Consider the following 18185-nt stretch of genomic DNA (forward strand, 5'->3'; position numbering starts at 1 on the left):
ACACTGGACCGGTGTCCACCACAAGACTCCGCATAACGGCGCTCGGTCGCAGCAGGTGGAAGAGTATTTGGAACTATCTGCGAGCTGAGACCGACCAACGAACGGTCGATGATCATCGGCCGGATCCTACCCGGACGGAGGGAACCATGGGGGGCAGGGTCGCCCGTGTGGCGCGTACCTGGGCGGTGGTGTTGGGGGTGGTGGCGGCGTCGGCGCTGCTGCCGGCCGCGCCGGCCGCGGCTCACAACTCACTCACCGGCAGCGACCCGCGCGACGGGGCCCGGCTGGCCGCCGCACCCGAGCGGATCGAGCTGCGGTTCCTGGCCACGCCGAAGGAGGCCACCACCGAGGTCACCGTGACCGGCCCGGACAACGTGGCCGCTACCGGCGGGGCACCGGCCTTCTCCGGCAAGCGGGTGAGCGTGCCGTTCCGGCCGGGTCCGGCCGGGCTCTACGTCGTGACCTACCGTCTCGCCTCGGACGACGGGCATCCGATCAAGGGAGAGGTCCGCTTCACCCTGACCACCGGCACCCCGCCCTCGGCGAGCGCGCCGCCGACCAGCGCCGCCCCCACCGTCAGTGCGGTCCCGACCAGCGCCGCGCCGTCCCCGGCGAGCCCCACCCCGGCAGCCGCCGGGGCGGACGACGGCGGGAGTACGGGCTGGCTCTGGGCGGCCGGGGCCGTGGTGGTGCTCCTCGCGCTCGGGGGAGGGCTGCTGGTGCGCCGCCGCGCGACCCGCCGCTGAACGGCGGCGAACACTCTCGGTGAGCCAGCGCGGAGCAACGACCGCTGCGAACGGATATGCCTCTGAGTCATAAAGATGATTCAGAGGCATATCGCTCACGAGGGATACCGCTGCCCGGCCGCGACGCGCCCGGACGCGGGCCGGTGGCTCAGACCAGGCGTACGCGGGCGGCGCGCAGCCGGGTCAGCGTACGGTCGCGGCCGAGCACCTCCAGCGACTCGAACAGCGGCAGGCCGACGGTGCGCCCGGTGACCGCGACGCGTACCGGCGCCTGCGCCTTGCCGAGCTTCAGCCCGCGCTCCGCGCCGACCGCCTCCAGCGTGGCCTTCAGCGACTCGGCGTCCCAGGACTCCAGCGCCTCGAACGCGACGATCGCGGCGTCCAGCAGCTCGGCGGCGCCCTCCTTCATCGCCTTGGCCCAGGCCGCCTCGTCGATCAGCGGGTCGGCCAGGAACAGGAAGTCGACGTTCGGCACGATCTCGCTGAGCACCGCGATCCGGGTCTGGGCCAGCGGGGCCACCGCCGCGAACGCGGCCGGGTCGAACTCGTCGGGCTGCCACGGCGGCGGGGCGATGATGTCGGTGCCGGTGAGCCACGGCCGGCACGCCTCGACGAAGTCGGCCACCGGTAGTGCCCGGATGTAGTCGCCGTTGAACGCGCGCAGCTTCTTCTCGTCGAAGAACGCCGGGGACGGGTTGACCTCGTCCAGCCGGAACTCCTCCTCGATCACCGACCAGGGCACGATCTCCCGGTCGCCCGAGGGCGCCCAGCCCAGCAGCATCAGGTAGTTGCGCATCGCGTCGGCGAGGTAGCCCTCGTCCCGGTACGCCTCCAGCGCGACCTTGTCCCGCCGCTTGGACAGCTTCTGCCGCTTCTCGTTGACGACCACCGGCACGTGTGCCCAGATCGGCGGCTTCACACCGAGCGCGTCCCACAGCAGCTGCTGCTTCGGGGTGTTCGGCAGGTGCTCCTCGGCCCGGATCACGTGGGTGATCCCCATCGACATGTCGTCGACCACGTTCGCCAGCAGGAACACCGGGGAGCCGTCGCCGCGGGCGATGACGAAGTCCTCGATCAGCTTGTTCTCGAACGTCGGCTCGCCGCGGACCAGGTCGACCACCACCGTCTCGCCCTCGTCCGGCGTACGGAAGCGCAGTGCCCGCCCCTCGCCCGGTCCCAGGTCGCGGTCGCGGCAGAAGCCGTCGTAGCCGCGCTGCTGAGGCCCGGTACGCGCCTGCACGTCCTCGCGGGTGCAGTCGCAGTAGTAGGCCCGGCCGCCCTCGTACAGCCGCTGCGCGGCGGCCCGGTGCTCACCCGCGTACGAGGACTGGAAGTACGGCCCTTCGTAGCTGCCCCGCGCGATGCCGATCCAGTCGAGCGCGGACAGGATGCCCTCGGTCCACTCGGGCCGGTTACGTGCCGCGTCGGTGTCCTCGATGCGCAGCACGAACACCCCGCCCTGCTGCTTGGCGAAGATCCAGTTCTGCAGCGCCGAACGGGCGCCGCCGACGTGGAACATACCGGTCGGGGAAGGGGCGAAGCGTACACGTACCGTCACGCCCCCCAGCCTACGGCGGGCCGCTACGGGTTTCCGGCAGGGGGCCGGGTCAGGGCACCGACTTGATCTTCACGACCAGGGCGCTGCCGAGCAGGGTGACCGCCGCGGTGACCGCGTACAGCGTCGGGTAGCCGCCGAGGTGCACCACGATCGGCGCGGACAGCGCCGGCCCGAGCACCTGCGGCGCCGAGTTGGCGATGTTGATCACGCCGAGGTCCTTGGCCCGGTCGGTGGCGGTGGGCAGCACCTGGGTGATCAACGCGGCGTCCACCGACAGGTAGACGCCATAGCCCGCGCCGAGCAGCAGCGCCGCCACGACCGTCATCGACCAGGTCGGCGCCACCGCCAGCAGCACCGCCGCCACCGCCATGATCAGCCCGGAGGTGATCACGAAGACCTTGCGCCGGCCGGAGCGGTCGGACATGCGCCCGGCGACCACGGCGGTCAGCATCATCCCGACCGTGTAGAGCAGGATCAGCACCAGCAGTGAGCCCTCGGGGTCGGCCACCCGCACCCCGTCGGTGAGGAAGTAGAGCAGGTAGAGCGTGCCCAGCGCGTTGCCGGTCTGCACCAGGAACCGGGTGAACCAGGCCCAGGCGAAGTCGGGGTGGCGGCGCGGGCTGATCCACATCGAGGCGAACAGCGACCGCAGCCGCAGCGGCGAGCGGTGCTCCCGGGGCAGGTGGTCGTCCTGGGTCAGCAGCGCGAACGGCAGCGAGAGCAGCAGCACGGCGAGCGCGATCGCCGCGTACCCGGCCGCGTTGCCGGTGACCACCGCGGTCACCAGCACCGCGCCGAGCACCAGGCCCAGCGCCTGCGGGATGCCGACCCAGCCGGACACGCCGCCGCGCTGCGCCACCGGCACCCGGTCCGGGATCGCCGCGGTCAGGCTCGCCAGCATCGCGTTGAAGCAGACCTGCGCGGCGACCCAGGCCACCGCCACCCCGGCGATGGTGTTCTGCCGGGCCAGCAGCACCAGGGCGAGCGCGCCGATGACAGCGCCGAGCGCGGTCCAGACGTGCCGGCGGCCGAAGTGCCGGTTGGCCAGCCGCAGCGAGGTGCGGTCGGACAGCGCCCCGGCCAGCGGGTTCGCCAGCACCGCGGCGAGCGCGCCGATGCCGGTGACCACCGCCAGCATGGTCTCCTTGTCGGCCGGGGCGATCCGTTCCACCTGCTGCGGCAGCAGCACCTGGATCGGGGTGAAGAACGCCATCCAGACGCCCAGGTTGGCCGCGAAGATCAGCGCGATCCAGCCGCGCCGCACCGGCACTGTCGGCTCCGCGAGCGCCGCCGGCAGCGAGGCCGGCGTCGGGTTCACTGTGGTCATCGCCGGACCAGGTCCCGCAACCAGGTGTACGACGACTTCGGCGTCCGCCGCTGCGTGTCGAAGTCGACGTGCACCAGGCCGAACCGCTTGGTGAAGCCCTCTGCCCACTCCCAGTTGTCCAGCAGCGACCAGACGAAGTACCCGGTCACCGGCACGCCCTCGGCCATCGCCTCGCGTACCGCGCGGATGTGCCCGTCCAGGTACGCGATCCGCTCCGGGTCGTGCACCAGGCCGTCGGCGTCCGGCGCGTCGTCGTACGCGCAGCCGCTCTCGGTGACCTGGACCGGCGGCAGCGCGTCGCCGTACCGCTCGTGCAGCTGGAGGAGCAGGTCCCGCAGGCCGTCCGGGGCCACCGGCCAGTCGAACGCGGTGCGCGGGTAGCCCTCCAGCGGCACGATGTCGAACGGCAGCGGCGAGTCCGCCTCGGGCGCCCGGATGCCCGTCGGGTTGTAGTAGTTGACCCCGAGCACGTCGATCGGGGCGGCGATGACGTCCAGGTCGCCGTCGCGGATCATCGTCGGGTCCATGCCCGGCGCGTCCGGGTAGCCGCGCCCGAGCAGCGGATCGGTGAACAGGAGGTTGTGCAGCGCGTCGTACGCCGCCGCGGCGGCCCGGTCCGCGTCGGTGTCGCCGGCGACCCGCACCGGGGAGTAGTTGTTGGCGATCGCCACCGGTGACGTGGTGCGGGCGCGCAGCGCGGCGACCGCGAGACCGTGCCCGAGGAGCTGGTGGTGGGCCACCGGGAAGGCGTCGAACAGCAGCATCCGGCCGGGAGCGTGCACGCCCATGCCGTAGCCCATGCTCATGTGGATGAACGGCTCGTTGAGCGTGATCCAGAGCTTCACCCGGTCACCGAGGCGGGCCGCGGCCAGGTCGGCGTACTCGGCGAAGCGGGAGGCGGTGTCCCGGTTCAGCCAGCCACCGGCGTCCTCCAGCGGCTGCGGCAGGTCCCAGTGGAACAGCGTGGCGACCGGGTCCACCCCGGCGGCGAGCAGGCCGTCCACCAGCCGGTCGTAGAAGTCCAGCCCGGCGGCGTTTGCCGCGCCCGAGCCGGCCGGCTGGATCCGGGGCCAGGCGAGCGAGAACCGGTACGCGGACACCCCCAGCCCGGCCAGCAGCGCGGTGTCCTCGGCGTACCTGTGGAAGTGGTCGCACGCCCGGTCGCCGGTGCTGGCGTCGGCGACCCGGCCCGGCTCGTGGGCGAAGGTGTCCCAGATGGACGGACCGCGACCGTCGGCAGTGGTCGCACCCTCGATCTGGTACGCGGACGTGGAGACCCCCCAGCGGAAGCCGGCAGGGAACTCGGGCATCGCGGTCGTCAAGTCACCCTCCAGGACGTGAGGCGTGCTCGCGACTCTAGGGCTCCGCGGACCGCTGCGCCATAGGCCGAGATGACTGGGTGGCGCAAGGGAGTTCGGCGTGTCTTTTCCGAACCCGTCCGCTTAAGTCCGATTTACACATAGAGTGCCGAATATCGCGGATGTGATTTAAGTGGGGGAAAGTACTCATGATCCTCGTGGAACGCAGCGCACACGTGGCGGCGCCGGTGGAAGTGGTCTGGGACGTCGTGCAGCGCGCCGAGCAGTTGCCGGCCTGGCTGGCCGGGGTCCGCGCGGCCGAGGTCCTGTCCGGGGAGGGATTCGGGCGGCGGCAGCTGGTCCAGGCCGGACGCGGCGCCGCGCACGAGGCCGAGGTGATCGCCTTCCAGGAGCCGACGCTGATCGGCTGGCGTGAACGCGCGAAGGGCGCCGGCGCCCGGGCCGAGGCACGCACCGAGATCTACGTCCAGCTGACCCCGGACGAGGAGGACGGCGGCAGCGTCGTACGCCTGATCGTGGTGCGGTGGCCGGCCGGACCCGTCAAGGCGGCCCTGCTCCGGCTCGGCCTGCGCCGGGTCGGCGCCGACCTGGAGGACTCGCTGGCCCGGCTGACCGACCTGGCCGCCGTCGGCTGACCGAGCCCGTCCCGGCGTCGCCCGCGTTGTGACGGCCCGGCGTTCCCGCCAGGGACGCCGGGCCGTCGTCGCATCGGGGGACGAGAAGGGCCCGGCGCACCTGGCGCCGGGCCCTTCTCGTGTGACGGGTACTTAGCTGTCGCCGCCGGTCTCGCCGACGGGTGCGGCGTTGACGTCGTCCAGCGCGTACTTGCGGGCGGCGTCGGCCGGCACGTGCGCCGGCACCACGCCGCGCAGCGCGAGCTGGCGCAGCGTTGCCACCGCCACCGACTCGGCGTCCACGTGGAAGTGGCGGCGCAGCGCGTGCCGGGTGTCCGACATGCCGAAGCCGTCGGTGCCGAGCGAGGTGTAGTCCCCGGGTACCCAGCGGGCGATCAGGTCCGGTACCGCGCGCATCCAGTCGCTGACCGCGACCTTCGGCCCGTCGGCGTCGGCCAGCTTCCGCGCGATGTACGGCACGCGCGGCTCCTCGCCCGGGTTGAGCAGGTTGTGCTCCTCGCACTGGACCGCGTCGCGGCGCAGCTCGGTCCAGGACGTCACCGACCACACGTCGGCGGACACGCCCCAGTCCTCGGCGAGCAGCTGCTGGGCCTTGAGCGCCCACTGCATGCCGGTGCCGGAGGCGAGGATGTTCGCCTTCGGCGCGTCGTCGCCGACCTGCGGCGCGGGGGAGTAGCGGTGGATGCCCTTGACGATGCCCTCGACGTCCACGCCCTCCGGCTCGGCCGGCTGGAAGATCGGCTCGTTGTAGATGGTGAGGTAGTAGAAGATGTTCTCCTGCGCCTCGCCGTACATCCGGTGCAGGCCGTTCTCCACGATGTGCGCCAGCTCGAAGGCGAACGCCGCGTCGTAGGAGACCACCGCCGGGTTGGTGGCGGCGAGCAGCAGCGAGTGGCCGTCCTCGTGCTGGAGGCCCTCACCGTTGAGCGTGGTCCGGCCGGCGGTCGCGCCGAGCACGAAGCCCCGCGCCATCTGGTCCGCCGCCGCCCAGAACCCGTCGCCGGTGCGCTGGAAGCCGAACATCGAATAGAAGATGTACAGCGGGATCATCGGCTCGCCGTGCGTGGCGTACGCCGTGCCGGCGGCGGTGAACGAGGCCACCGACCCGGCCTCGTTGATCCCCTCGTGCAGGATCTGGCCGGTGGTCGACTCCTTGTAGGACAGGAACAGGTCCCGGTCCACGGCGGTGTAGCGCTGGCCGTGCGGCGAGTAGATCTTCTGGGTCGGGAAGAGCGAGTCCATGCCGAAGGTACGGGCCTCGTCCGGGATGATCGGCACCCAGCGCTTGCCGAACTCCTTGTCCTTCATGATGTCCTTGAGCAGGCGGACGAAGGCCATCGTGGTGGCCACCTTCTGCTTGCCCGACCCGCGCTTGACGTCGGCGAACCGCTCGCTGCCCGGGATGGCCAGCGTCTTGCGCGCGGTGCTGCGCGTGGGCAGGTAGCCGCCGAGCTGCTGACGCCGGTCCTTCAGGTAGGTGATCTCGTCCGACTTCTCGCCCGGGGTGTAGTACGGCGGGAGGTACGGGTTCTCCTCCAGAGACTTGTCCGGGATGTCCAGGTAGAGGCGGTCGCGGAAGAGCTTCAGGTCCTCCAGCGTCAGCTTCTTCATCTGGTGCGTGGCGTTGCGGCCCTCGAAGTGCGAGCCGAGCGTCCAGCCCTTGATCGTCTTGGCGAGGATCACCGTCGGCTGGCCGGTGTGCTCCATCGCCGCCTTGTAGGCCGCGTAGAGCTTGCGGTAGTCGTGGCCACCCCGCTTGAGGTTCCAGATCTCGTCGTCGGACAGGTGCTCGACCATCTTGCGGGTCCGCGGGTCGCGGCCGAAGAAGTGCTCCCGCACGTACGCCCCGGACTCCGCCTTGTAGGTCTGGTAGTCACCGTCGGGCGTGGTGTTCATCAGGTTGACCAGCGCGCCGTCGGTGTCCGCGGCGAGCAGCGGGTCCCACTCCCGGCCCCAGACGACCTTGATGACGTTCCAGCCGGCGCCCCGGAAGAACGCCTCCAGCTCCTGCATGACCTTGCCGTTGCCGCGGACCGGTCCGTCCAGGCGCTGGAGGTTGCAGTTGATCACGAAGGTGAGGTTGTCCAGCTCCTCGCGGGCGGCCACGCCGATCGCGCCGAGCGACTCGACCTCGTCCATCTCGCCGTCGCCGAGGAACGCCCAGACGTGCTGCTGGGAGGTGTCCTTGATGCCGCGGTGCTGCAGGTAGCGGTTGAACCGCGCCTGGTAGATCGCGTTCAGCGGCCCGAGGCCCATGGAGACGGTGGGGAACTCCCAGAAGTCCGGCATCAGGCGCGGGTGCGGGTACGACGGCAGCCCGCCGCCGGGGTGCGACAGCTCCTGCCGGAACCCGTCGAGCTGGTTCTCGCTGAGCCGGCCCTCCAGGAACGCCCGCGCGTACATGCCGGGGGAGGCGTGACCCTGGTAGAAGATCTGGTCACCGCCGCCGGGGTGGTTCTTGCCCCGGAAGAAGTGGTTGAAGCCCACCTCGTAGAGGGACGCCGAGCTGGCGAACGTGGAGATGTGGCCGCCGACGCCGATCTCCGGGCGCTGCGCCCGGTGCACCAGCATCGCGGCGTTCCACCTGATGTACGCCCGCAGCCGCCGCTCGACGTGCTCGTCACCCGGGAACCACGGTTCGCGCTCCGGCGGGATCGTGTTGATGTAGTCGGTGGTGGTCAGTGACGGCACCCCGACCTGCCGCTCGCGGGCCCGCTCCAGCAGGCGCAGCATGACGTACCGGGCTCGCTTTGTCCCGCGCTCGTCGATGACACCGTCGAGTGACTCGACCCATTCGCTGGTCTCTTCAGGGTCGATGTCCGGAAGCTGGCTCGGCAGACCAGCGGTGATCACCGGGCGCTTGCGTTCCGTAGCCACAGGCGTTCCCTCGGTTTCGTGTGGGATAGGTCTCTAGCGCCATCCTGCCCCCTGGTGGCGCGTGCCGTCACCTCTCCCACCCCCAGACGCGACGCTGAACACAGGTACCCGTCGGTAACTTTGCGCGATCACGGGATGCGCTATCGGCGGGCGCGGCGCGGAGTCGGACGCTGCGGCAGAATGCGCCCTATGCGCAGTGAGGTGATCACCGTCCGGACCGGCTCCCGGCCGGCCGTCCGGGACATCACGAGCGAGGCCGAGCGGTTCGTGTCCGGGGCCGGCGACGGCCTGCTGCACGTCTTCGTCCCGCACGCCACCGCCGGGCTGGCGATCATCGAGACCGGCGCCGGGTCCGACGACGACCTGCTGCGGGCGCTCGACGACCTGCTCCCCACCGACGACAGGTGGCGGCACCGGCACGGCTCGCCCGGGCACGGCCGCGACCACGTGCTGCCGGCGTTCGTGCCGCCGTACGCGACGCTGCCGGTGCTCGGCGGGCGCCTCCAGCTCGGCACCTGGCAGTCGATCTGCCTGGTCGACACCAACGGCGACAACCCCGACCGTCAGGTGCGCTTCTCGTTCCTGGCCGGCTGACGGCCGGGCCGGGCGCGACGCGCCCGGCCCGGCCGCGCCGTCACGGGCGGACCGTCTCCGTCTCCACCGTCTGCCGGCCCTGGTCGACGCCGGGGGCGGCGGTGCGTGCCGCGGCCGGCGGGCGGTCGTACGTCAGGTTCAACCCGGGCACCCGGTCCTCGATCACGAACCGGGCCCGGGTGTACGCGGGCGCGTCCGGCCGGCTCACGTACGGCAGCACGTCGAAGTCCGCTGTCAGCTCGGTCGGGGTGATCGTGGTCCGGACGTATCCCCGCAGGTTGTTCTGGAAGCGCAGGTGCGGGTTGAACGCCAGCCACGGGTGCGAGCCGGTGGGCGAGTCCGCGCCGTCACCGGTCGAGGTGATCGACGAGCAGACCAGCTCGCTGCCGACCGTCCGCGAGGTCGGGTCGGCGTAGTCCAGCTTCAGGTCGCTGGCCCAGTGCGCGTGCACGTCGCCGGTGAGCACCACCGGGTTGCGCACCCCGGCCGCCAGCCAGCCCCTGGTGATCCGGTCCCGGGAGGCGACGTACCCGTCCCAGGCGTCCATGCTCGTCACCGTCAGCGGGCCCGAGTTGTTGTCCCGCTGGGCGAAGAAGACCTGCTGGCCGAGCAGGTCCCAGCGCGCCTCGGAGCGGCGGAAGCCGTCCAGCAGCCACGCCTCCTGGGCGGCGCCGGTGATCGAGCGGGCCGGGTCGGACGCCGCGTCGCAGCTCTTGTAGCCGTCGCCGCACGCCTGGTCGTCCCGGTACTGCCGGGTGTCGAGCATGTGGAAGGTGGCCAGCCGGCCCCAGCGCACCCGCCGGTAGAGCCGCATGTCGATGCCGCGCGGGATCGAGGTGCGGCGCAGCGGCATGTTCTCGTAGTACGCCTGGAAGGCCGCCGCCCGCCGGGCGAGGAAGTCCGGGTCGGGCGCCTCGGGCACCTCGTCGGCCCAGTTGTTTTCCACCTCGTGGTCGTCGAAGACCACCACCCAGGGCGCGACAGCGTGCGCCGCCTGCAGGTCGGTGTCGGTCTTGTACTGGGCGTGCCGCTGCCGGTAGTTGGCCAGCGTGCGGGTCTCCGGCCCCTCGTGGTCGCGCGGGTTGCCGCCGGGCACGTTGTACGTGTCCGGCGCGTACTCGTACTGGTAGTCGCCGAGGTGCAGGATCAGTTCCGGCTCGGTCTCGGCGAGGCGCCGGTACGCGGTGAAGTAGCCGTGCTCGTACTGCGAGCAGGAGGCGAAGCCCATCGCCAGGGCGGACGGCATCAGCCACGGCGCCGGGGCGGTGCGGGTCCGCCCGGCCGGGGACAGCCAGCGCTCGGCGCGGAACCGGTAGAAGTACTCCCGTCCGGGCAGCAGGCCGCCCAGTTCGACGTGCACGCTGTGCGCCGACTCCGGCCGCGCCAGGGCCACGCCGCGGCGCACCACGTGCCGGAAGCGCTCGTCGGCGGCCACCTCCCAGGCCACCGGCACGACCCGCGACGGCATCCCGCCCAGGCCGTCCTCGGCCAGCGGCTCCGGCGCCAGCCGGGTCCAGAGGACGAAGCCGTCGTGGTCCGGGTCGCCGGAGGCCACGCCGAGCGTGAACGGGTCGCGTCGCAGCGGGCCCGGCGACGCGGCGGCCGCGAGCGGCAGGCCGGCTGCCGCGCCGGCGGCGCCGAGCGCCGCGCCGCTGAGCAAAATGGTACGTCGGGACAGAGCCACGTTTTCCTCCCCGGAGTCCGGTTCGTCGACTCCGGGAAGCCTCACGGACGTCGATGGCCGCCAGGTGAAGGGCGGACGACCGGGCGGGAATTTCCGCCGAACAGCGCCTCATGATCGGCAATCGGTTGCATGAGGTGCCTCACCGTTCGGCTGATTGAAGATCGACTCGCCCATAACATGAACGGATGGCGCATTCCACCGTTCCCACCGTCCGCGACCGGGCCGAACTGGCCGGGGAGACGGTGCGCCGGATCCTGCACGTCGCCGCCGCGATGCGGCACCACCAGGACGAGGGGATCGCCGCGCTGGGACTGACCCCGGCCGCCGCCCGCGCGCTGCACGAACTCGACCCGGACCACCCGCTGCCCGCCCGCGACCTCGCCGAGCAGCTCGGCTGCGACAGGTCCAACGTCACCGGCCTGGCCGACAAGCTGGAGCGGGCCGGGCTCGTGGAACGCCGTACCGACCCGGCCGACCGGCGGCAGAAGGCGCTGGTGGTCACCCGGCGCGGCCGGGAGGTCCGTGAGCGGGTCGGTCAGGTCATGTCCGACCCCCGGCTGCTCGACGGCCTGAGCACCGCCGAGCTGGCCGCGCTGCGTGACCTGGTCTTCAAGGTCTCCGACGGCGGCTGCCCGGAGGACTGCGGCGAGGTCTGAGCCACGCCGGGCGGAACGTGTCCGACTGGGCGCGGCGGGCCGGAGTCGGTAATGCTGTCCGCGTGAGCACCCCGCAAGATCTCGACGACCGGCTCCGAGCCGCACTGGCCGCGCTCGGTGCGCCCGACCAGCGGCGCGACCTGGGTGAACCGCTGCCCGACGGCGGGCCGCTGACCGGGTCGCAGGCGCTGGCGCTGTTCGACGCGCAGTCGACCAGCCGGCTGCTCGACCTGGCCGGGCGGTGGCTGTCCGGCTTCGGTGAGGGGTACTTCACGATCGAGTCGGCCGGGCACGAGGGCGACGCCGCGGTGGCCGCCGCGCTGCGGCCGACCGACCCCGCGCTGCTGCACGCCCGCTCCGGCGCGTTCTACTGCCTGCGCGCCGCCCAGGCCGCCGGTGCCTTCCCCGCCACCCCGCCGCCCGCGTCGGGCACCGCCCCGGGCACCTCACCCGGCGAGCCGATCCCCGCCACCCCCACCCCGCCGGACCTGCCGCCCGCGACCGACTCCGACGCCGATCCCCACCCCGCTCCTGCTGTCCGAGACGACCGTTCCGCTCCCCGGGAACCAGGAAGATCTCGGAGCGAAGGTGCCCCCCTGGGGGCCGTTTCGTACCAGGATCTCGACGTCGACCCGGATGAGCGGGAGGCGGAGAGCCTTCCGGTGGGGGCCGGGGTGGTCGTGGACGCGGACGGGGACGCGACTGTCGGCGTACCCGATCTGCCGCAGCCCGCGCCCGACGACGCGTTCGCGGCGGCGGCGCGCGACGTGCTGCGCGGCATCGTCGCCTCCGCCGAGGAGCCGGCCGCCGGCGGGCGGGCGAAGGTGTTCGGCCGCGCGGACCTGGCGGTCGTGCCGACCACCTCGGCCGCCGGTTCGCACCTGCCGCGCGCCGTCGGCCTGGGGCTGGCGCTGGAGCGGCTGCGCCGCGGCGCGCGACCTGCCGACGGCGCGGCGGAGGCGGCGTCCTGGCCGGCCGACTCGGTGGCGGTCTGCTCCTTCGACGACGGCGCGATCAACCGGGCCACGGTCACCGCCGCGCTCAACACGACCGGCTGGTACGACCACACCGGCCTGCGCATCCCGGTGCTGTTCGTCTGCGCCGACGCCGGCGCCTCCACCGAGGGCTGGGTGGCCACCGCGTTGCGGTCCCGGCCCGGCATCCGGTACTTCGCCGCCGACGGCACGGACGTGGCCGCGACCTACCGGGTCGCGGCCGAGGCGGCGGACTGGGTACGCGAGCAGCGCCGTCCCGCCGTGCTGCACCTGAGCGCCGTCCGGCTGATGGAGCCGGATGACGGGGACGCGGACCGCGACCCGCTGCTGGCCACCGCGCGGCTGCTGGTGACCTCCGGGTACGCCAGTGGCGAGGAACTGCTGGCCCGGTACGACGAGCGGGGCTGGCAACTGCGCCGTGTCGCCGAGGAGGTGCTGGACGAGCCGAAGCTCGCGTCGCCGGTCGAGATCGTGCGGGAGCTCGCGCCGCGCCGGCCGGTCCGGGTGTCCCGGGAGGTCGCCGAGGCGGGTGCACGGGCGGCCGGGCCGGGTGCCGGAGCGCGGGCCGAGGCGTTCGGCGGCAAGCCGCCGGAGCTGACCGGCCGGCTGACGCTGGCGCAGAGCATCACCGCCGCGCTCGCCGACGGGATGCTCGACCATCCCGGGATGGCGGTGTTCGGCCACGAGGTGGCCTCCCGGGGCGGGACGCACGGGGTGACCGGGGGACTGCGGGACCGGTTCGGGGCGGCGCGGGTGTTCGACACGCTGCCCGACGAGACCTCGATCCTCGGGCTCGGGCTGGGCGCCGGCCTGGCCGGGCTGCTGCCGGTGCCCGAGATCCGCCACCTCGCGTCGCTGCACGGCGCCGAGGACCAGCTCCGCGGCGAGGCGGCCACCATGCGCTTCCTGTCCCGGGGCGCGTTCCGCAACCCGATGGTGGTGCGGGTGGCCGGCCTGGCGGCCCCGGACGGGCTCGGCGAGCACGACCGCACCGACAACTCGCTGGGGGCGCTGCGCGACGTACCGGGGCTCGTGGTGGCCGTGCCGGCCCGGCCGGACGACGCCGCGCCGATGCTGCGTACCTGCCTGGCGGCGGCCCGGGTGGACGGCAGCGTCTGCGTCTTCGTGGAGCCGGTCGCGCTCTACCACGTCCGTGACCTGCACACGGACGGTGACGAGGAGTGGACCGCCGAGTACGCCGAACCGGGCGCCTGGGGGGACCGCCACGTGCCGATCGGGCGGGCCCGCGTCTACGGGGTCGGCTCCGCCGAGGACCTCACCATCATCACCTTCGGTAACGGTGTGCGGATGTCGCTGCGTGCCGCCGCCACGCTGGCCGAGGAGGGCGTGGGCAGCCGGGTGGTGGACCTGCGCTGGCTGGCCCCGCTGCCGGTGGCCGACATCATCCGGGAGGCCTCGGCGACCGGCCGGGTGCTGGTGGTGGACGAGACGCGGCGGTCCGGCGGAGTGGGCGAGGGTGTGCTGTCCGCGCTGGTCGACACCGGGTACGTCGGTGCCGCGCGGCGCGTGGCCGGACTTGACTCGTTTGTACCATTAGGTCCGGCCGCCCGTCAGGTTCTGGTCTCAGCGGAAGCCATCACCGAGGGTGCCCGTACGCTGCTGGCACGGTAAATTCCGTTCCACCCGGTGCGCCACTTGCGCGGCGAGCCGCAACTGTGTGGACTGAGCCCGACGGTGTCACCCGACGCCACGAGCAGGGATGAGATGAGGAGGCACTCGACAGTGAGCGCGACCGCTGGCCAGGCCGACGGGGTACGCAGCCTGGCGGACCGGTTCGGTATCGAGCCGGGCATGGTCGTCATGGAGATGGGCTACGACGACGACGTAGACACCGATCTCCGGGACGCCCTGACCGACCGCTGTGGGGAACTCGTCGACGAGGACACCGACGAGGTTGTCGACGCGGTTCTGGTCTGGCACCGAGACGGCGACGGTGACCTGTTCGAGCTCCTCGTCGACGCCCTCGGGCCGCTCGCGGACAACGGCGTGGTGTGGCTCCTCACCCCGAAGGCCGGCCGCGACGGACACGTCGAGCCGAGCGAGGTCGCCGAGAGCGCGCAGACCGCCGGGTTGCAGCAGACCTCCACCATCAACGCCGGCCGCGACTGGAGCGGCGCCCGCCTCGTCATGCGGCGCGGGTCGAAGAGCAAGAAGTAGGGACGCGCCGCACACCCGGCGACCACGGTCGCCGGGTGTGGCAGGCTGATCATTTCCAGACCCGATCCCGAGGGAGCACGCATGCCCATCGAGGTTGGCGCCGAGGCGCCCGACTTCCTGCTCAAGGACCAGAACAACCAGGAGGTCCGGCTCTCCGACTTCCGCGGTCGCAAGACCGTGCTGCTGGTCTTCTACCCGCTCGCCTTCACCGGCATCTGCCAGGGTGAGCTGTGCGAGGTGCGGGACAACCTCAACGAGTACGTGAACGACGACGTCCAGGTGCTGACCGTCAGCGTCGACTCCGTTTACGCCCACAAGATCTGGGCCGACCGCGAGGGCTACCAGTTCCCGCTGCTGGCCGACTTCTGGCCGCACGGCGCGGTCGCGCAGGCGTACGGCGTCTTCAACGACGTCGCGGGCATCGCCAACCGGGGCACCTTCGTCATCGACAAGGCCGGCGTCGTCCGGTTCGCCGAGATGAACATGCCCGGCGAGGCGCGCGACCAGCAGGGCTGGCGCAAGGCGCTGGCCGAGGCCGTCGCCGCCTGAGTCCCACACCCCAGGCACGTCGTTGCGCGGGGCCGGAGGCGGGCAGGTAAGCTGGCCGCTCCGGCCCGCCGTACGGGCGTTCCGGGCGCGTAGCTCAGTGGGAGAGCACTCGCCTTACAAGCGAGGGGTCGCAGGTTCGAAACCTGCCGCGCCCACCCTTCACCACCAGCAGCGTCCTGGACGGCCCGATACCGCTGTTCCATCACGCTCATCTCCACCAACACTCGGCGGAGTGTCACCCAGGTTCTGATACCGATGTGTCAGGCAGGTTCCGAGACCGGACAAGCCGGCTGCCGGCGATGTGCAAAGTTTCTGTACGTCTTCCAGGCGGCCCTGAACGGGCCGCACGCGCCGCCGCCTGGGCGCGCGCCCGTCGCTCCGCTGACGCTCCGACTCCGGCCACGCAACACGCCCGGCGGCTGGCGCGGAAGCGGGAAGCCCAAGGGGCCGCCGCAGAACGACAGGGGCGTTGACCGCCGGGCAGGTTGACCGCCGGCCCGGACGAGCCGGCCTGGCAGCAGCCTCGCCTTCTGGTCTCCGGTGCTGGAGGAGACCTTCGGTGACGGTGCCGCGGAGCGCAGCCTCGTCAGCGATGAAGACCACTGGCAGGCAATCTTGAACCTCTGCTTGCTTTTTGCGAGTTCCTCGGGCAGCGGGCGGCGACGGCAGCGCCGTACAGCGGCGGTGCCTGAGGGCTGCGTCAGTCGTCCTCGACGATCGGTTCGGCCCACGCGGCGTGGTGGAACTGCCATGTCTGCCGGAGGCCGTCCGCCTCGGCCCGTGCCGGGTTCAGGGGCGCAGTGATCAAGTGCCGGCCCGGAGGGACAATGATGACTTCTCGCCGGACTCTCTTGGTGTGGCGGATCCGGTACCTCAGACCCTCCACGTTCACGACACCGCACTCGTCGCCCGGTTGATCCAGCGAGGTCGACTCCACAGTCACCGACCAACCCTCCTTGTCGGCTCTGTAGAGCCACACCTCGAAGGCGCGGTGCTTGCCCTGCTGTTCTGACACCCGAGCGATGATCTCGATCGGGTCGATGCGGTCGTCCATGAGCGTCCTTCGGGCCGGCGAGGAGAACAGCGAAGGCACGCTACCTCCCCGGCGGACGGCCCGGTGCTACTGGTCCTCGTCATCGTCTCGCATCAGGCGGTCCAGATCCTCGGGACGCATCCGCTTGATCTGGGTCTCCAACTTGCGGCTGTAGTGACGGTCGTTCGGATTCATCCCGTTGCGAGACCGAGAGCTGCGGCCGTACTCCTTGAGGAAGCCGCCCAGCTCCCGGCGCATGCGTTCCCGGCGGCCCGACATGAGCGTCACTCTAGGGTCCGAAGGTCCGGCGACGCCTTTCAATAACCGCTACCGGCATCGACCGCACCTGTGAGCCGAGCCGTCACTGCCGGGCGTTGCCCGGCCGGTGTTCGGCGTCCTGGTCGTCGGCGTACGCGGTGGCTTCGAGCGGCCAGGTCGTGCCGAACAGGCGTTCTGCCTCCAGAAGATCGGATCGAAGCTCTACGAGCAAGCATGCGGGCCCGTACCGCCTACCTAGAAGAGGGCGCCTCGCTTGTCACCGGCTGAGAGGCTGAGCCGCCGTTCGCCAGCACAAGGCGTCTGGCCCTGTTCCATCGAACGCACGTTCAATCCGGAACGGCCGCCGGCGATGCGATCCGACAGTTGATGTCGACGCAGCTCCGCGAGGTGATGTGCAACAGAATCCAGCAAGCCAGCGGCGACAGGATGTCGGTCGTGGTGGGCACTACCGGCCGGCCCTCAGCTCCTAGGTGGGCTCGTTCCGTAGCTGTCTGTGGAGCTGACCGGTGGTGTTGACCACTGCGACGAAGCCGAACACCTCAATCCGATCGACGTCGAAGCTTCCCGTGACGATCGGCGGTGGCGCGTAGGCGTAGATCTGACTGGCGTCCAGGTGGAGCCCGCGCCGCTGGTATGCGCCCATGGCGAGGGGGGCCAGAAGATACCGGTCCTGGCCATCCTCGGTGTCCAGCTCGGCAGTCAGGTCGGCACGGGAGCCCCACCCCCGTATGAGCTGCCCTTCGAAGGTGTCGAGGAACCACCACGCGCCGTCGGCAGACTCAAGGAACACATCACCAAACAGCGAGGTGAACCGCGCGGCCTTCCCGTCGAGATCCAGCCATGCCCATGACTCCAGCGCCGCAGCGAATTCCCGCTCACTGAACTGCTTGGTGAGTTCCACCGCGACATTGGATCATGCACCTGCTCAGGTTGCCTCCAGCGGTGGCAACAGCCGGCGCTTCTGGCCGGCTCGCCGCAGCAACCGCTTGACGCCGCGTCGGCGGACCTGCGCCGCGTTTGACCCCGGCAGGATGCCTGCGCCGGTGATCAGTCAGGAGAGGGAGCGGTCAGTACCGCCCCGTCCGCCATGCGGATCACCTGCGCGCAGGACCGTGCGATCTCATGGTCGTGCGTCACGATGAGGAGGGTTACCTGACGTTCATGACACGTGCGTGTCAGAAGTTCCAGAATCATGGCCCCGCTGGCGCTGTCGAGATTGCCGGTGGGCTCATCCGCCAGAATGACGCTCGGGTCTGTGACGATCGCACGGGCGATGGCGACGCGTTGCTGCTGGCCCCCAGACAGTTGCGATGGGAGGGCGCCCGCGCGTTCACATAGCCCCACCTGTTCGAGCGCCTCGAATGCGAGGCTCCGGCGACGTGCGGCCTTCAGGCCGGTGCCGTACAGCGGGACCATGACGTTCTCGGCGGCAGTGAGTGCCGGGAGCAGATTAAAGCGCTGAAACACGAAACCGACGGAACGCCGGTGCCGCACCAACTCTGATGCGCGGAGCGCGGCCAGTTGCCGGGTACCCACCTGAATCGTGCCGGCGCTGGCCTTCTCGATACCTCCGATCAGGTGCAGGAGCGTCGATTTCCCGGAACCGCTCGCACCTGTCACGGCGAGGGACGTGCCACCATCAACGCGCAGGGAGACATTGTCCAGTGCGGTGGTATGCACGTCGCCCGACACGAAGTACTTGGAGACGTTCGTCAACAACACGGTCCGGTCGGGTTGCAAGACCTCCGATCCCAT

16 protein-coding genes and 1 tRNA gene are annotated in these 18185 nt (G+C 71.4%); 8 read left to right on the top strand and 9 right to left on the bottom strand.

Translation table 11 applies throughout. The features are described from left to right. The first annotated feature begins 146 nt into the window (after positions 1 to 146). Positions 147 to 746 carry a copper resistance protein CopC gene (locus ACGFIA_RS20610; protein WP_357390317.1) on the top strand — a complete coding sequence of 200 codons (600 nt, stop codon included), beginning with the start codon at positions 147 to 149 and terminating at the stop codon, positions 744 to 746. A gap of 148 nt (positions 747 to 894) precedes the next feature. Here the strand turns inward: ACGFIA_RS20610 and gltX are convergent, their stop codons facing one another. From gltX to ACGFIA_RS20625, 3 genes are read right to left on the bottom strand one after another with little or no spacing between them, the layout of a single operon-like run. Continuing rightward, positions 895 to 2304 (bottom strand): glutamate--tRNA ligase, encoded by a 1410-nt coding sequence (gltX, locus tag ACGFIA_RS20615; RefSeq protein ID WP_357476528.1) that lies wholly within the window; start codon positions 2302 to 2304, stop codon positions 895 to 897. 49 nt (positions 2305 to 2353) lie between these two features. Then, positions 2354 to 3631, bottom strand: a complete 1278-nt coding sequence (locus tag ACGFIA_RS20620; protein WP_357470500.1) for an MFS transporter — start codon at positions 3629 to 3631, stop codon at positions 2354 to 2356. After that, a complete protein-coding gene (locus tag ACGFIA_RS20625; protein WP_357390311.1) occupies positions 3628 to 4941 on the bottom strand; it encodes a GH1 family beta-glucosidase in 1314 nt (437 codons plus the stop codon). The genes ACGFIA_RS20620 and ACGFIA_RS20625 overlap by 4 nt, the downstream gene beginning before the upstream one ends. 197 nt (positions 4942 to 5138) lie before the next feature. Here ACGFIA_RS20625 and ACGFIA_RS20630 point away from each other — a divergent pair, with 197 nt between their 5' ends. After that, on the top strand, positions 5139 to 5585 hold the full coding sequence (locus tag ACGFIA_RS20630; RefSeq protein ID WP_357390309.1) for an SRPBCC family protein: 447 nt from the start codon (positions 5139 to 5141) through the stop codon (positions 5583 to 5585). Positions 5586 to 5717: 132 nt separating this feature from the next. On the opposite strand, the gene aceE is transcribed toward ACGFIA_RS20630, so the two are convergent. Continuing rightward, entirely contained in the window at positions 5718 to 8462 is a 2745-nt protein-coding gene (gene aceE / locus ACGFIA_RS20635) for a pyruvate dehydrogenase (acetyl-transferring), homodimeric type (protein WP_357390307.1), read from the bottom strand. Positions 8463 to 8651: 189 nt separating this feature from the next. Between aceE and ACGFIA_RS20640 the strand changes: the two genes are divergently transcribed. Beyond that, entirely contained in the window at positions 8652 to 9056 is a 405-nt protein-coding gene (locus tag ACGFIA_RS20640) for a secondary thiamine-phosphate synthase enzyme YjbQ (RefSeq protein ID WP_357390305.1), read from the top strand. Between the two features lie 40 nt (positions 9057 to 9096). Here ACGFIA_RS20640 and ACGFIA_RS20645 read toward each other — a convergent pair whose 3' ends face one another. Next, complete coding sequence (locus ACGFIA_RS20645; protein WP_357470495.1) at positions 9097 to 10740, bottom strand: alkaline phosphatase D family protein; 1644 nt, start codon at positions 10738 to 10740, stop codon at positions 9097 to 9099. Between the two features lie 185 nt (positions 10741 to 10925). Here ACGFIA_RS20645 and ACGFIA_RS20650 point away from each other — a divergent pair, with 185 nt between their 5' ends. From ACGFIA_RS20650 to ACGFIA_RS20670, 5 genes are all read left to right on the top strand, one after another. Continuing rightward, the gene (locus ACGFIA_RS20650; protein ID WP_357390301.1) at positions 10926 to 11396 is read left to right on the top strand and encodes a MarR family transcriptional regulator; all 471 of its coding nucleotides are present in this window, start codon (positions 10926 to 10928) and stop codon (positions 11394 to 11396) included. A gap of 221 nt (positions 11397 to 11617) precedes the next feature. Beyond that, positions 11618 to 14023: a transketolase C-terminal domain-containing protein gene (locus ACGFIA_RS20655; RefSeq protein ID WP_393261592.1), complete on the top strand. Its 2406-nt coding sequence runs from the start codon at positions 11618 to 11620 to the stop codon at positions 14021 to 14023. A gap of 111 nt (positions 14024 to 14134) precedes the next feature. After that, positions 14135 to 14569, top strand: a complete 435-nt coding sequence (locus ACGFIA_RS20660) for a DUF3052 domain-containing protein (RefSeq protein ID WP_013287823.1) — start codon at positions 14135 to 14137, stop codon at positions 14567 to 14569. A gap of 81 nt (positions 14570 to 14650) precedes the next feature. Then, positions 14651 to 15118, top strand: coding sequence for a peroxiredoxin (locus ACGFIA_RS20665; protein WP_128138072.1), 468 nt, complete (start codon positions 14651 to 14653; stop codon positions 15116 to 15118). 83 nt (positions 15119 to 15201) lie between these two features. Then, positions 15202 to 15273, top strand: a tRNA-Val gene (locus tag ACGFIA_RS20670). A 545-nt stretch (positions 15274 to 15818) separates the two neighbouring features. Here the strand turns inward: ACGFIA_RS20670 and ACGFIA_RS20675 are convergent. From ACGFIA_RS20675 to ACGFIA_RS20690, 4 genes are all read right to left on the bottom strand, one after another. Next, positions 15819 to 16172, bottom strand: a complete 354-nt coding sequence (locus ACGFIA_RS20675) for a hypothetical protein (protein ID WP_357389175.1) — start codon at positions 16170 to 16172, stop codon at positions 15819 to 15821. A gap of 66 nt (positions 16173 to 16238) precedes the next feature. Continuing rightward, positions 16239 to 16430 carry a hypothetical protein gene (locus ACGFIA_RS20680; RefSeq protein WP_357389173.1) on the bottom strand — a complete coding sequence of 64 codons (192 nt, stop codon included), beginning with the start codon at positions 16428 to 16430 and terminating at the stop codon, positions 16239 to 16241. A 466-nt stretch (positions 16431 to 16896) separates the two neighbouring features. After that, on the bottom strand, positions 16897 to 17331 hold the full coding sequence (locus ACGFIA_RS20685; protein ID WP_357389169.1) for a hypothetical protein: 435 nt from the start codon (positions 17329 to 17331) through the stop codon (positions 16897 to 16899). 146 nt (positions 17332 to 17477) lie between these two features. After that, entirely contained in the window at positions 17478 to 18185 is a 708-nt protein-coding gene (locus tag ACGFIA_RS20690; RefSeq protein WP_357389167.1) for an ABC transporter ATP-binding protein, read from the bottom strand.

This window comes from Micromonospora sp. NPDC049203 (assembly GCF_043197215.1).
Classification (GTDB): Bacteria; Actinomycetota; Actinomycetes; order Mycobacteriales; family Micromonosporaceae; genus Micromonospora.

What these genes read in the sequence shown, in the direction of transcription:
- ACGFIA_RS20640 (WP_357390305.1), top strand. Translation starts at nt 8,652, where the DNA reads ATGCGCAGTGAGGTGATCACCGTCCGGACCGGCTCCCGGCCGGCCGTC.
- ACGFIA_RS20620 (WP_357470500.1), bottom strand. Translation starts at nt 3,631, where the DNA reads ATGACCACAGTGAACCCGACGCCGGCCTCGCTGCCGGCGGCGCTCGCG.
- ACGFIA_RS20630 (WP_357390309.1), top strand. Translation starts at nt 5,139, where the DNA reads ATGATCCTCGTGGAACGCAGCGCACACGTGGCGGCGCCGGTGGAAGTG.
- ACGFIA_RS20625 (WP_357390311.1), bottom strand. Translation starts at nt 4,941, where the DNA reads ATGCCCGAGTTCCCTGCCGGCTTCCGCTGGGGGGTCTCCACGTCCGCG.
- ACGFIA_RS20690 (WP_357389167.1), bottom strand. Translation starts at nt 18,185, where the DNA reads ATGGGATCGGAGGTCTTGCAACCCGACCGGACCGTGTTGTTGACGAAC.
- ACGFIA_RS20680 (WP_357389173.1), bottom strand. Translation starts at nt 16,430, where the DNA reads ATGTCGGGCCGCCGGGAACGCATGCGCCGGGAGCTGGGCGGCTTCCTC.
- ACGFIA_RS20675 (WP_357389175.1), bottom strand. Translation starts at nt 16,172, where the DNA reads ATGGACGACCGCATCGACCCGATCGAGATCATCGCTCGGGTGTCAGAA.
- ACGFIA_RS20610 (WP_357390317.1), top strand. Translation starts at nt 147, where the DNA reads ATGGGGGGCAGGGTCGCCCGTGTGGCGCGTACCTGGGCGGTGGTGTTG.
- ACGFIA_RS20650 (WP_357390301.1), top strand. Translation starts at nt 10,926, where the DNA reads ATGGCGCATTCCACCGTTCCCACCGTCCGCGACCGGGCCGAACTGGCC.
- ACGFIA_RS20665 (WP_128138072.1), top strand. Translation starts at nt 14,651, where the DNA reads ATGCCCATCGAGGTTGGCGCCGAGGCGCCCGACTTCCTGCTCAAGGAC.